General features: G+C 72.1%; 10 protein-coding genes. 4 read left to right on the top strand and 6 right to left on the bottom strand.

What is annotated here, in order from left to right:
* Positions 1-60 precede the first annotated feature (60 nt).
* Together ABZ078_RS12940 and ABZ078_RS12935 are read right to left on the bottom strand one after the other, a co-directional pair.
* Entirely contained in the window at positions 61-1,362 is a 1,302-nt protein-coding gene (locus ABZ078_RS12940; RefSeq protein WP_356574548.1) for a copper amine oxidase, read from the bottom strand.
* Between the two features lie 68 nt (positions 1,363-1,430).
* Positions 1,431-2,243, bottom strand: coding sequence for a Tat pathway signal sequence domain protein (locus tag ABZ078_RS12935; protein WP_356574547.1), 813 nt, complete (start codon positions 2,241-2,243; stop codon positions 1,431-1,433).
* 191 nt (positions 2,244-2,434) lie between these two features.
* Between ABZ078_RS12935 and glgX the strand changes: the two genes are divergently transcribed.
* The 3 genes from glgX to ABZ078_RS12920 all read left to right on the top strand — a co-directional run bounded on the left by glgX (position 2,435) and on the right by ABZ078_RS12920 (position 8,707).
* Positions 2,435-4,588 (top strand): glycogen debranching protein GlgX, encoded by a 2,154-nt coding sequence (gene glgX / locus ABZ078_RS12930; RefSeq protein ID WP_356574545.1) that lies wholly within the window; start codon positions 2,435-2,437, stop codon positions 4,586-4,588.
* A gap of 129 nt (positions 4,589-4,717) precedes the next feature.
* The gene (gene treY / locus ABZ078_RS12925; protein WP_356574543.1) at positions 4,718-7,081 is read left to right on the top strand and encodes a malto-oligosyltrehalose synthase; all 2,364 of its coding nucleotides are present in this window, start codon (positions 4,718-4,720) and stop codon (positions 7,079-7,081) included.
* A gap of 375 nt (positions 7,082-7,456) precedes the next feature.
* The gene (locus ABZ078_RS12920; RefSeq protein ID WP_356574769.1) at positions 7,457-8,707 is read left to right on the top strand and encodes a M14 family zinc carboxypeptidase; all 1,251 of its coding nucleotides are present in this window, start codon (positions 7,457-7,459) and stop codon (positions 8,705-8,707) included.
* A gap of 45 nt (positions 8,708-8,752) precedes the next feature.
* Here ABZ078_RS12920 and ABZ078_RS12915 read toward each other — a convergent pair whose 3' ends face one another.
* The 3 genes from ABZ078_RS12915 to ABZ078_RS12905 form a co-directional block, all read right to left on the bottom strand.
* Complete coding sequence (locus ABZ078_RS12915) at positions 8,753-9,166, bottom strand: SSI family serine proteinase inhibitor (protein ID WP_356574541.1); 414 nt, start codon at positions 9,164-9,166, stop codon at positions 8,753-8,755.
* The gene (locus ABZ078_RS12910) at positions 9,163-10,533 is read right to left on the bottom strand and encodes a M14 family zinc carboxypeptidase (RefSeq protein ID WP_356574540.1); all 1,371 of its coding nucleotides are present in this window, start codon (positions 10,531-10,533) and stop codon (positions 9,163-9,165) included. Before ABZ078_RS12910 ends, ABZ078_RS12915 begins: the two co-directional genes overlap by 4 nt.
* Positions 10,534-10,671: 138 nt before the next feature.
* Positions 10,672-11,223 carry a DUF1707 and FHA domain-containing protein gene (locus ABZ078_RS12905; RefSeq protein ID WP_356574538.1) on the bottom strand — a complete coding sequence of 184 codons (552 nt, stop codon included), beginning with the start codon at positions 11,221-11,223 and terminating at the stop codon, positions 10,672-10,674.
* Between the two features lie 185 nt (positions 11,224-11,408).
* Here ABZ078_RS12905 and treZ point away from each other — a divergent pair, with 185 nt between their 5' ends.
* Positions 11,409-13,163, top strand: a complete 1,755-nt coding sequence (gene treZ / locus ABZ078_RS12900) for a malto-oligosyltrehalose trehalohydrolase (protein WP_356574536.1) — start codon at positions 11,409-11,411, stop codon at positions 13,161-13,163.
* A 46-nt stretch (positions 13,164-13,209) separates the two neighbouring features.
* Here the strand turns inward: treZ and ABZ078_RS12895 are convergent.
* The coding region (locus ABZ078_RS12895; RefSeq protein ID WP_356574534.1) for a phosphotransferase at positions 13,210-13,781 on the bottom strand (572 nt) is incomplete at its 5' end.

Genomic DNA, 13,781 nt, shown 5'->3' with positions numbered 1-13,781 from the left:
CGATCAAGGAAGGGTACTCCGGGAGCGGTCGGCGGTGCAGCCGGATGGGCAGGGTCATTCTCAACGAGGGAACCCCCAGTTGCCGTTCTGCCAGGCGACGTCGGCGGGAGTGAGCGGATTCATAGCCGTCACGTCCCTCGGGACGACGGAGAATCCCTGCCAGTGGACCGGCATGGGCTGCTGGTCCTCGTCCCGCACGATGTGGTGGAAGCCCACGTTGGCCCAGACGACCGGGCGCGTGAGGTTCTGGCCGTTGACCCACTTGTCGACGGACTTGGGGTGGCTGCCCGCGCACGTCGGGTTGTGGCTGGCGAACTTCTCGCAGCTGTTGTACTGCGTGAAGTAGAAGTCGTGCTTGGTGAAGCTACGACCCGGGAACTTCGTGCTGATGCCGGGGACGATCTCGTACGACCGGGCGTGTCCGTCCTTGTTCTTGCCGGTCGCGCTGACCACACGCCACCAGCGGTAGTTCTTGGAGTCGCCCGTCAGCTCCTTGGTGACCTTGGTGGCGGTGGTCTTGGTCTTCGGGCGGCCCTGTCCGGTGGTGACGGCCGAGTCGTACTGCTCGACGCGGTTCTTGGTGGAGCCGTCGAGCGCGAAGTCGAGCCGCCAGAAGACGTTGTGGCTGTGACTGGTGGCCTTCGCCCGGGCGCCCTTGCCGATCGGCCAGCCACGGCCGTCGCCGGCGTCGTAGTCGTCGTAGGAGAGGCTGCCGGTCGCGCCGACGTTCATGTTGATCGCGCCGTCGTCCTGGAAGCGCCACTCGGTGATGTACTCGTACCAGCCGACCTGGTTGACCGTGTAGACGAGCAGGTCCTTGCCCTGGGCCTGGTAGGTCTTGTTCCCGTCGTTCATACGGTAGGCGTGGCCCCGGGAGCGGGTGGTGGTGCACAGGCCCTTGACGTTGGGGTCCTCGGTCCAGGCATCGGGGACCTTGACCGTCTTGATGGTGCCGCCGGGGCACTCGCCCGGCGACAGTGCCATCAGGCCCTGGGCGAAGGGCTGGCCCGTCAGGTCGTCGAACTCGTTCTTCCCGTCGTCGTACGGGACGTGGATCTGGCCGAGCCGGGCGCTGTTGAGGACCTTGATCGGCTTGGTCTCGCCCTTGGGCTGGTAGGAGATGTGGTCCAGGACGAGTCCGGCCTTGCCGTCGTAGCGCCAGCACATCCGCCAGGTCGTGCCGCCGGAGAGCTTCTGCTCGATGCGGTAGGCGGCGCTGCAGTCGGCGGCCGGCGCGGGGGCGGCTTTCGGCTGGGCGGCGGCCGGTCCGGCGGCGGTCGTCACGCCGGCGGCCAGAGTGGCCACGGTCAGGCCCACGGCCGCCGCCCGCCTGCGGGCACGGCTCATTCTGTTCACGCGCATGAAGAAATGACTCCCTTACAGGAGGTGCAAGCACTGGGTGCGAGTTGGAAAAGTGAACGGAGAGCCGCTCAGTCGAGCTTGGCCACCTTGCGGGCGCTCAGATCGATCACGAGAGCCCGGGTGTCGATCCACGGGCCGTTCTTGACCTTCACGAACAGCCGCACGCAGCGGTGCTCACCGCACTTGTCGAGAGCGGCGGACTGGGCGCCCGGATCGGCCCGGTAGATGCCTGCGCTGAGCTGCAGCTGGTCCGGGGAGGTGAGCTCCTTGCCGATGGCGTCCTTGTAGTCGGCCTTCAGGTCCGCGCCCAGCGGGTCGGCGATCAGGAGCCTGGCCGCCTCGATGCCCTCGGCGCGACTCGGGGGCGGCTGGACGCCCTGCGCGGTGTAGGACTTCTCGACCTTCCCGGTGTCGAGATTGACGGTCTTCGTCACGAGGGAGTCGTTCTTGTAGTCGTAGAACGTCACCTCGGCCCGGCGCGGCACGTTCGAGGAGTCCAGTTCGCCGGCCTCCGGCTCGGCGAGGCCGACACTGAGCCGCTGCGCGCCTCGGTCACCTTCGACGTCCTCGCCGGCGCTGCGCAACTGCCGGTCCGCCGCGATGCTCGCGACCCGGTCGATCTCGTCGTCGGTCAGCGGATCGCTGCCCTTGCCCGTCTCCCCCTGGCTCGGCGCCTCCTCGACGACGCCCGGCGCCACCGCGCCGGGCCCCTGCCCCTGGGCCGCCTGCTGGACCGACTGGGCGCTGCTGTCGGTCCCTCCCGCCGTGTCGGCCCCCGCCGTCCCCGGCAGGGTGATTCCGACCATCACGGCGGTTCCGGCCACCGCGATGGCCGCACCTGCCACCACCTTGCCCAGATGGCGGTGCACTATTCTGCGCACATCTTCCCCCTACTCCCCGTACGTCCCCGGGAGTACGTGTTGCCCCACAGGTACGCCCTTGATGGCTATACCCACGTCTGCACTGGTCGACCGGTAAGAGGGGCGTAAGTCATAGGCGGTTCCATCACTTTCGGGGAGACTCGACGTCAAGGCTCCCCCGACGGCGCGCTCGAGCTGAAAGAGTCGTATCCATGCAGGTCTGGCCTGGAGAGGCATATCCACTCGGTGCCACCTACGACGGCGCCGGCACCAACTTCGCGGTCTTCACCGAGGCCGCGGACCGAGTAGAGCTGTGTCTGCTGCACGACGACGGCTCGGAGACGGCGGTGGAACTGCGGGAGAGCGACGCGTTCGTACGGCACGCGTACGTGCCGGGCGTCATGCCGGGACAGCGGTACGGGTTCCGGGTGCACGGCCCGTACGCCCCGGAGCGGGGCTTGCGCTGCAACTCCGCGAAGCTGTTGCTGGACCCGTACGCCAAGGCGATCAGCGGCTCCGTCGACTGGGGCGAGGAGGTGTACGGCTACCACTTCGGCGAACCCGACCGGCGCAACGACCTGGACTCGGCGCCGCACACGATGTCGTCGGTCGTGGTCAACCCGTACTTCGACTGGGGTGACGACCGGCGGCCGCGCACCGACTACCACCACACGGTGATCTACGAGGCCCATGTGAAGGGCCTGACGATGCGGCACCCGGGGCTGCCCGAGGAGCTGCGCGGCACCTACGCCGCCCTCGCGCACCCGGCGATCATCGAGCACCTCACCGAGCTGGGCGTGACGGCACTGGAGCTGATGCCCGTACACCAGTTCGTGAACGACCACCGCCTGGTCGACATGGGCCTGAACAACTACTGGGGCTACAACACCATCGGCTTCTTCGCCCCGCACAACGCGTACGCCTCCTGGGGCGACCGCGGCCAGCAGGTCCTGGAGTTCAAGTCGGCGGTGCGGGCGCTGCACGAGGCCGGCATCGAGGTCATCCTGGACGTGGTCTACAACCACACGGCCGAGGGCAACCACCTGGGCCCCACGCTGTCCTTCCGGGGGTTGGACAACCCGCAGTACTACCGCCTGACGGACGACCCGCGGTACTACATGGACACCACCGGGACCGGGAACTCGCTGCTCATGCGGTCCCCGCACGTCCTTCAGCTGATCATGGACTCGCTGCGCTACTGGGTCACCGAGATGCATGTCGACGGCTTCCGCTTCGACCTCGCGGCCACCCTGGCCCGGCAGTTCCACGAGGTGGACCGGCTGTCGTCGTTCTTCGACCTGGTGCAGCAGGACCCGGTGGTCTCCCAGGTGAAGCTGATCGCCGAGCCGTGGGACGTGGGCGAGGGCGGCTACCAGGTGGGGAACTTCCCGCCGCTGTGGACCGAGTGGAACGGCAAGTACCGCGACACCGTACGGGACCTATGGCGCGGGGAGCCGCGCACGCTGGCGGAGTTCGCGTCCCGGCTGACGGGCTCGTCCGACCTGTACCAGGACGACGGGCGGCGCCCGCTGGCCTCGATCAACTTCGTGACCTGCCACGACGGGTTCACCCTGCACGACCTCGTCTCGTACAACCACAAGCACAACCACGCCAACGGCGAGGACAACCGCGACGGCGAGAGCCACAACCGGTCCTGGAACTGCGGGGCGGAGGGCGAGACCGACGACCCGGCCGTCCTGGAGCTGCGCGCCCGCCAGATGCGCAACTTCATCGCCACGCTGATGCTGTCCCAGGGCGTGCCGATGATCAGCCACGGCGACGAGTTCGCACGCACGCAGCGCGGCAACAACAACGCCTACTGCCAGGACAGCGAGCTGGCGTGGGTCGAGTGGCCGCAGGACGGGGACGGCGGGGAGGACGGCTCAGGCGGCGATGCGGCGGGGCTGCCCCGTGAGCTGCTCGCCTTCACGCGCGCGATGGTGGGGCTGCGGCGGGACCATCCGGTCTTCCGCAGGCGGCGCTTCTTCCACGGGCGGCCGGTGCACGGCACCCACGACGATCTGTCGGACATCGCCTGGTTCACCCCGCAGGGCAAGGAGATGACCCAGCGGGACTGGGACCGGGCGCAGGCGTCGGCGCTGACGGTGTTCCTCAACGGCAACGCGATCTCGGAGCCGGGCCCGCGCGGGGAGCGCATCACCGACGACTCGTTCCTGCTGATGTTCAACGCCTCCCCCAAGACCCTCGACTTCGTCGTGCCGGTCGACCACGGCCGCCAGTGGCAGGTGGTCGTGGACACCGCCCGCGCGGACGGGGTGCCGCCGGGGACGGGACCGAAGGTGCAGGCCGGGGACCGGTTGACGCTGGTGGACCGGAGCCTGACGGTGTTGCAGCGGCCGGTCTAGGACGGCGGCGCGGCCCGCTCGCGGCGGCGCGTCCGGGGTACGACGCCGGGTGCGCCGTCGGCGTGGTCGGAAGGTCCACGTGGCGGGGCCGATGACACGAAGGGCGGCAGGGCGGGTACGTAGCTCTCCATGACACCTGAGCGATCTGACCCGATGGTGCCGACCGCCACCTACCGGCTGCAGCTGCAGCCCTCGTTCCCGTTCGGGGCCGCGGCGGCGGCCGTGCCGTACCTGGCCTCGCTCGGCGTCTCGCATCTGCACCTGTCCCCCGTCCTGGAGGCGGTCCCGGGGTCGGGGCACGGCTATGACGTCGTCGACCACGCGCGCGTGCGCGAGGAACTGGGCGGGGAGGAGGGGCTGCGCGCGCTGGCGCGCACCGCGCGCGAGCACGGCCTGGGCCTGGTGGTGGACATCGTGCCGAACCACATGGCCATGGTCCCGCGCCACAACCGCGCCCTGTGGGAGGTGCTGCGCGAGGGCCCCAAGTCGCCGTACGCGCGCTGGTTCGACATCGACTGGGAGGCGCAGGGCGGCCAGGTGCTGCTGCCGGTGCTGGGCCACCCGCTGGGCGAGGAACTCGGCAACCTGGAGGTCGACGGGGACCTCCTGCGCTACTACGACCACGTGTTCCCGCTGCGCGAGGGCACCGAGGACCTGCCGCTGCCGCAGCTCCTGGACGCCCAGTGGTACCGCCCGGTGTGGTGGCGACTGGCCCGTACGGAACTCAACTACCGGCGGTTCTTCAGCATCTCGGAGCTGATCGGCGTGCGGGTCGAGGACCCGGAGGTGTTCGAGGCCACCCACGCCAAGATCCTCCAGCTGCTCCACGAGGGTGTGATCGACGGGCTGCGCATCGACCATCCGGACGGTCTCGCCGACCCCGACGCGTACCTCCGGCGCCTGCACGAGGCGACCGGCGGGCGCTGGACGGTCGTGGAGAAGATCCTGTCGGACGGGGAGCACCTGCCGGCCTCCTGGCCCGTCGCGGGCACCACCGGCTACGACGCCCTGCGGCACGTCGACGGCGTCTTCACCGACCCGGCCGGGTTCGGGGAACTCCTCGGCCAGTACCGGCGGTTCGCGGCCCCGCAGACGGACCGGGGCGGGGACTGGGAGGCGACGGTGCGGCGGGCGGCGTACAAGGTGCTCACGCACGAGCTGGCCACGGAGATCGACCGGCTGACGCGGGTGGCGAGCCGTGTGTGCGCCCTGTCCCCGGAGCCCGCGCTGCGCGACCGCGCGCCCTGGGCGCTGCGCACCGCCCTCCAGGAGCTCCTCGTCCGGCTGGAGGTCTACCGGCCGTACGCCTCCGGTGACGCGGCCCGGGTGGTCACCGAGGAGGCCGCGGCCGAGGCCCGGCTCGCCTTCGTCGTGCCCGAGGAGGCGGGCGCGGTCGACGTCGTGCGCGAGCTGGTGCTCGGGCGGGCCGGTGACGGGCCGGACCACGTGGAGTTCCGGACGCGGTTCGCGCAGACGGCGTCGGCGCTGCGGGCCAAGTCGGTGGAGGACACGGCGTTCTACCGCTATGTGCCGCTGCTGTCGGCGACCGAGGTGGGCGGGAACCCGGGGAGCCCCGCGGTCTCGCCGGACGAGTTCCACGCGTACTGCGCGCGCGTGCAGCGCGACTGGCCGCTGACCGGGACGGTGGCGTCGACGCACGACACCAAGCGCAGCGCCGACGTACGGGCCGCGCTGGCCGTGCTCACCGAGTGCCCGGAGCGCTGGGCGGACGTGCTGACCGAGGTGACCCGCGAGGGCGAGGGCGTGCCGGACGCGCAACTGGCGTGGGCCGCCTGGCAGACGGTGTTCGGGCTGGGCGAGGCGGCCGTGGAACGCGTGCAGGAAGCGCTGCTGAAGCATGTGCGCGAGGCCGGGCTGTTCACGAGCTGGACGGAGCAGGAGCCGCCGTACGAGGAGGCGGTGGCGGCGTTCGTCGCGGCGGGCCCGTGCGGGGCGCCGGGCGAGCGCGTGGCCGCCTTCCGCGGCAGCCTCGAACCGCACATCCGGGCGAACGTGCTGGGCATGGCCCTGGCCCAGCTGACGATGCCCGGCGTCCCGGACGTCTATCAGGGCACCGAGGGCGAGTACCGGGCTCTGGTGGACCCGGACAACCGGCGGGCCGCGCGGTTCCCGCACGAGGAGCCGGGCGAGAAGGGCGCGGTGACGGCGGCGGCGCTACGGCTGCGCAGGCGGCGCCCCGACGTGTTCGGCGACTCGGCGTCGTACACCCCCTTGGCCGCCGAGGGACCGGCGGCCGCCCACTGCCTGGCCTTCGTGCGCTCCGGAGAAGTGGTGACCGCCGTGACGCGCCTGTCGTTGCGGCTGGCACAGGCGGGCGGCTGGCACGACACCACGCTGGCGCTGCCTGCGGGGCGGTGGGCCGACGCGCTGGCTCCGGAGCGGGAGTTCTCCGGGCACGCGCGCGTGGAGGAACTGTTCGAGCGGCTGCCGGTGGCGTTGCTGGAGCGGGTCGGTGGGGAGGGAGCGGGGTGAGGAGGTGAGGGCGTCGGCCGCCACCTGACGGCGCGTGTTCCACTCGGCGCCTGACCCGGAGTCCGGTGGTCCGGATGGTCGGCGGACCACGGTGAAATGCCGGCTGGTCGCTACGAGGGGAGGTGGCCTGTGAAGGCCGTTTGGAAGCACGTGTTCTTGGTGAAGTGCTCCAGATAGCGGGGGTCGCTCGCCTCTAGGGTGAAGTCGGCGGACGTCCAGGCAGCCATGATGAGCTGCAGGCCGAATACGGGCCCCTGGGAGAACCTCTGGCGGTCAATGCAACCGGGCGCCCCCTGAAGGCGCCCCGTGAACTTCTTGACACCTCAACGAGAGCGTGGGGTACTGCGGATTGCGAAGCAGGCGGACGTGACGGGGGTGAGTCTCCTGCCGGAGCTGCGTTACCCCACCCTTTCCGAACTGACCCTGTCTGCCCGGGCACTGGCCGCTCACCGACCGGGCCTGTGCACACTGAGACAGGTGGGGGCCTCCCGGGCCGGCAGACCCCTCCACCTGCTGTCCGTCGGCCACGCCCGGCGTGCCGTCCTGGTGGTGGCGGGCGCGCACGCCAACGAACCGATCGGGAGCTCCACCCTCCTCGCGGTCGCCGAACGTGTCCTGCACGAACCGGAGTTACGGTCCGACACCTCCTGGCACTTCCTGCTGTGCGCCGACCCCGACGGGGCGGCCCTGCATGTCACCCCGGCGCCCCGCAGCCTGTTCGACTACCACCTCGGGTTCTTCCGGCCGGCGGCCCCGGAGCAGCCGGAGTGGGCGCCGGCCGCACTGCCGCCGGACCGGCTGCCACCCGAGACGCGCGCGCTGACCCGCGTCATCGACGAACTGCGTCCCTACCTCCAGGTGACCCTGCACGGCACCGATCTGGGCGGCAGCTGGGTGCAGTTGACGAAGGACGTGCCGGGTCTCGCCGAACCGTTCGCGAAGTCCGCGGCGCACCTGCACATCCCGGTGGAGACCGGGGCGTCGGACGCGGCGGGCTGGCCGGCGGCCGGGCCCGGGGTGCATGTGATGCCGGCGCCGGGCGCGGGCGCGGCGTATCCGAGCATGCCGGACGACGCCCGCAGCAGCACCTGGTACCACGTGCACCGGTACGGCGGTCTGACCGCGGTCGTCGAGGTGCCGATGTGGGCGAGCGACCTGGTGGACGACCCGGCGCCACATCCGGATCCGGCCGGGGCGATGCGGCGGCTGGCGGCCCGGCTGCGGCGGGACGCGCTGGAGGTGGAGCGGGTGCTCGGCGAGGCGCTCCCCCGCCTGGACGGCTTCGACGGGCCCCTGTTGCGGGCGGCGAAGTGGGCGCTGGAGCTGGTGCCGGGCCTCGCGGCCGACTGGATGCACGGCCCTCCGGCCGACGACACCATGGCGTACGTCGGCAGCGTGGACGCCTTCGGGCGCCGGCTGCCGCTGCGCGCCGCGGCCATGCTGCTGCGCGTCCTGCAGGAGGCCGACGACAGTGCGGCGCCGCGTCTCGAGCACCTCGTGGCGACCTGGAGCGACGCCTTCGCCGAGCGCTTCCGCGCCCGCTGGGTGCCGTTGGGGCACCAGGTCGAGCACCAGTCCCGAACGGTCGTCGCGGCGGCGCTGCACGCGCGTGACCGGGCGGTGTGAGCCGCGCCGCCGCACACGCGCGTGCGGCGCCGTGCGCCCACGGCGTCAGCTGTCGACGGCGAACACCGCGCCCGTCCGCGCCGCCATCCCACACCCGTTCGAGAACGTCTCGTGGTACTCGATCGGGCGGCCGTTCCACTCCCCGCGCGCGTGGGCGGTCACCGGCGCGTAGATCATCGGGCAGAAGGCGTCCTTTTGTTCGAGTTTGCGGATGTCGCCGCCCACCCGGTCGAGCTCCGCGCAGGCCGCCGCCGCCTTCTGGTGGCCCTGCGGCGGGTCGCACAGCAGCAGCCTGCCGGGCGTCTCGGCGTGGTGGCGCTCGCCGCGGGTGACCGTGACGAAGAGCCAGTTGCCGGTGTCGGAGTGCTGGGCCGTCGCCTGGGGCGTGACCGTGCCGAGAGCAAGGGCGGTGGCCGCGGCGAGCAGACCGCCTCGTAGCGCTGTGATGCGTTGCGTCATTCCCGATGCATCGGCACGGCGGCGCCCGCGTTCCAGCCCGACTCACCCGAACGGGAGCACGCGGGCGCGTACCGACCGGCGAGTTCGAACGTGGCGAGCACCACCCGCGACTGGTACTCCACCTGGCGCGCGACCGGGATCCAGCGCGCCCCGCAGCCGTCGCGATAGTCCTCGCACCACTCGTCGAGGAGCCGGTCCAGTCGCGGCAGCACGCCGGCCGGGTCGCGTCCGGCGCCCGTCACGAGCTGGTGCAGAAGCCCGGCCGTCCGCAGCGCGAGGCGGCGCCCGGCGATGCGCAGGGCGGCCAGATGGGCGGTGCTCAGCGGGGGAAGGGGGTGGGCGCCACCGGTGACCGGGACGTCGGGGTCCCAGGTGTCGGCGAGCCCGGGGCAGACCAGTAAATAGTCGTCGACCGGGGCGAGCAGCCGGGCCGTCTCCGGTCCGGCGGACAGGTGGGGCCGCAGGCGCTCCAGCAGGCGGTCCAGGACGCGGGCGTCGTGGCGCAGGGTGTGGCTCACCCTGCGCAGGACCGTTTCCTCATCGGGGTGCGGGGCGCCGTCCTCCACCGCGGGCACTCCCCACATGGGGGCCTCGATCACCGCTGTGACGGTGCCGTGCCGGTAGGGATGGAACCACGTCGACTCGACGGCCGCCTCGGTGATGGCGGCGGCCAGGTCACCCCGGCGTGGCCTGGGGATCCGGTAGACGGCGGGTCCCAGCTCCGGCCAGTACAGGGTGTCGTAGGGACCGAGTTCGCGCGGGATGCCGAGGCGGGCGGCCGTGTGCGCGACGCGCCGGGCGAGGCCGGGCAGGTCGTGGGTCAGCTCGACGAATCCGCCGCCGACGTCGACGCCGTGCAGGGAGCACTGGAGGAAGGGCCGCAGTTCGTCCTGGAGGTCGAGCAGGGCGCGGGTCTCGGGCAGCGTGGCGGCGTCCGCGCCGTCGGGCAGCCATTCGGGCTGTTCCAGGAAGCCGGGCCGGAAGAAGTGCCGGAAGTAGCCGCCGAGGGTGTACGGGCCGTGCAGCCATCCCTCGTTGCGGCGCAGGCCGTCGGGGTCCAGGCACAGCAGCAGGTTCCAGGTGGCGTCGGCGCCCTCGTGCAGGCGCGGGTCGGCGAGTACGCGTTCGGCCAGCCGCAGCACGGTGGCGCCGCCCACCGGTTCGTTGGCGTGCGGGCCGGCCACGACGAGGGCCTGGCGGGTGCCGTGTCCGACGGACAGCAGCCACAGGGGCGTGCCGGCGCGGGACGTCCCGACGCGGCGCAGCCGCGCGTCACGGGGGCGGCGGGCGACGAGCGCGGCCGCGCGGGCGCCCAGCTCGTCGACGGTCGGGTAGCGGAGGAGTGGCGGCAGGGCACACCTCCACAATGCGGTGCCGTCGATTCACCTGGTGTGCATGGTGTACGCACAGTCAGTCACGACTTGACGGGTACGTCAACACCGCAGAGGTCGAGGAGACTTGAGTCAACGCGTCACGTAAAGCCGAGGCCAGAGGTGAGGTTCGGCTCAGTGCGCGGCGATCCGGAACGACATCCGGCCGAACCCGACCTGGTCGCCCTCGCGGACCACGACGGCACCGATGACCCGTCGTCCGTTCACGGTGGTGCCGTTGGTGGAGCCGAGGTCGCGCAGGACCCAGATGCCGGCCTGCTGGCTCAGCTCGGCGTGCACCCGGGACACCGTCTCGTGGGTCAGCCGCAGCCCGTTGGCGGGGTCGCGCCCGATGCGCAGCGGATGACCGGCCCCGGGGTGCGGCAGCAGCAGCTTGGGCAGCCGCTCCGCCTGCCATGCCCTGCGCAGCCGGACGGTGAAGCCGGAGATCGCCTCGACGGTGCCGAACACCAGGCGCGACATGCGGCTCTCGACCGGCAGGTCGGCGGTGAGCACGGCGAGCTCGTCGGCGCGGCGGGCGGCGAGGGCGAGCTCCATGCGCCGCACGAACGTGTCGTGCGACAGCCGGCCCATGGCGACGCCGTCACGGAGCACCTTCAGCGCCTTGTCGCGCTCCGCGTCGGAGAGCCGCGCGGGGTACGTGTTGAACTCGAAGGACGACGTCACGGTGCTGATTGTCGGTCAGCGGACCCCGGCTGTCCAGAAAACGCGGAAACGGCCGCCACGCGCGCGTGATCGACGGGACGAGCCACGACACCCGGCGCAAAAGGGAAGATTCAAAAGCGGATTGATCTCGTTTGAAGCACCATGGACGGGCTACATCACGGTGAGCAGACGAAGGGGAACCGTCCGTGCAGTTCGAGGTGTGGGCACCACAGGCCGGCCGTGTGACGCTCCATTGCGAGGGCGCCACGCGCGCGTTGGAGCGCGATCCCGATCGCGCGGGATGGTGGTGGGGGGAGGCGGAGGCACAGGACGGTACGCGGTACGGCTTCGCGCTCGACGACGGCCCCGTGCTGCCCGATCCGCGCTCCCGCAGGCAGCCGGACGGCCCGGACGGGCTGAGCGCGGTCGTCGACCACGGGCAGTACGCGTGGCGCGGCGAATGGGCCGGGCGTCCGCTGCCGGGCGCGGTGCTGTACGAGCTGCACGTGGGCACGTACACGCCTGAGGGCACGCTGGACGCGGCCGCCGAGCGGCTCGGTCACCTCGCCGAACTGGGCGTCACCCATGTCGAGTTGATGCCGCTGAGCCCCTTCCCGGGGCGGCACGGCTGGGGCTACGAGGGGGTCTCGCTGTGGGCCGTGCACGAGCCGTACGGCGGACCCGAGGCGCTGAAGCGCTTTGTCGACCGGGCGCACGAACTGGGCCTGGGCGTGGTCCTCGATGTCGTGCACAACCACTTCGGCCCGTCGGGGAACCACCTGCCCGCCTTCGGGCCCTACCTCACGGACACGCATCACACGCCCTGGGGTTCCGCCGTCAACCTGGACGCGCCCGGCTCGGACGAGGTGCGCGCGTATCTCGTGGAGAGCTCGCTGGCGTGGCTGCGGGACTACCGGCTCGACGGGCTGCGCCTGGACGCGGTGCACGCGCTGGTGGACACGCGCGCGTGCCACTTCCTGGAGGAGCTGTCGGCGGCCGTCGACGCCCTCTCCGCGGACATCGGCCGCCCGCTGTTCCTGATCGCCGAGTCCGACCTGAACGACCCTCGCCTCATCACCGCGCGCGAGGAGGGCGGTCTGGGGCTGCACGCCCAGTGGAACGACGACTTCCACCACGCCCTGCACACCGCGCTGACCGGCGAGTCCCAGGGCTACTACGCCGACTTCGCCCGCGCTCCCATGGCGGCCCTCGCCAAGACCCTCACCGGCGGCTACTTCCACGACGGCACCTACTCCAGCTTCCGGGGCCGCAGTCACGGGCGGCGCCTGGACCGTACGCGCGTGGGGGCGCACCGCCTCCTCGGCTACAGCCAGACCCACGACCAGGTGGGCAACCGTGCCCAGGGCGACCGGCTCGCGGCCTCGTTCCTGCCGGGGTCCCCCGGCCTGCTGGCCTGCGCGGCCACGCTGACGCTGACCGCGCCGTTCACCCCGATGCTGTTCATGGGCGAGGAGTGGGCGGCGGGCACGCCCTGGCAGTTCTTCACCGACCACACCGATCCGGAGCTCGCCGAGGCGGTACGGCGGGGCAGACGCCGTGAGTTCGCCGCACATGGCTGGGCCGAGGAGGAGGTGCCCGATCCGCAGGACCCGGCGACCCGGGACCGCTCCTGCCTCGACTGGTCCGAGCTCGACCGCGAGCCCCACGCGCGCGTGCTGGCCTGGTACCGCCGCCTCATCGCCCTGCGCCACGAGCACCCCGACCTCACGGATCCCGACCTCGCCGACACCAAGGTGGCCTTCGACGAGCAGGAGCGCTGGCTGGCCTTCCGCCGCGGCGACGTACGGGTGGCGGTCAACCTCGCCGAGGAACCGGCGGCGATCCCCCTGGGGCCCCGTCGGGCGGACGTCCTGGCCGCGTGGGAGCCCGTGGAGGCTCCGGGCGCGGACGGGGTGCTGCACGTGCCCGGGGAGTCGGGCGTGGTGCTGTTGCAGGGATGAGGGCGGTGGCCGGGCCGGCGTGGCGGCGGGCGACAGGGCACAGGCCCTAGAGCTCCTCTCCCTCGTCGTCCTCCCTGAGCTCCGTCACCCGCTCCAGCAGGATCGCCTCCCACGCCTGCCGCAGCTGCGCCCTCAGCGACTGCGGTGACGTGTCGCCCTTGCCGTCGAGGCGGTCGGCGAGACGGATCACCGCGTCGCAGCGGGCGAGCCAGAGGCCGCGCAGACAGGGGCGGGCGCCGTAGCCGGCGAGGGTGGCGGCGCGGACGGCGGCCGGGGAGCCGACGGCGAGGGCGAGGCCGGCGATGTCCTCGGCGGGGTCGCCGAGGACGGTGTCGGCCCAGCCGAGGACGCCGCGCACCCGGCCGTCGGCGCTGACGACGAGGTGGTCGTCGGTGAGGGCGTGGTGGACGAGGACCGCGGTGCCGGACTGTGCCGCGAGCTGTACGGCGGCCGGCTGGGTGAGCTGGCGCAGCCGGGCGGCGTCGAACTCGTCCGCGGCGGCGAGGCGCCCGGCGGCGCGTTCGGCCCCGTCCCCGTCCCCGCCCTCGCTCCCCGTCACCGACGCCACAGCTCCCCTCACCACCCCGGCCGCCGTCGGCTCGTGCGCGGCGGTGCTCT

It is taken from the genome of Streptomyces sp. NPDC006385 (assembly GCF_040612485.1).
Lineage (GTDB): Bacteria > Actinomycetota > Actinomycetes > Streptomycetales > Streptomycetaceae > Streptomyces.
The sequence above is the reverse complement of the archived record's forward strand: the minus strand, read 5'-3'. Positions and strand labels throughout refer to the sequence as shown.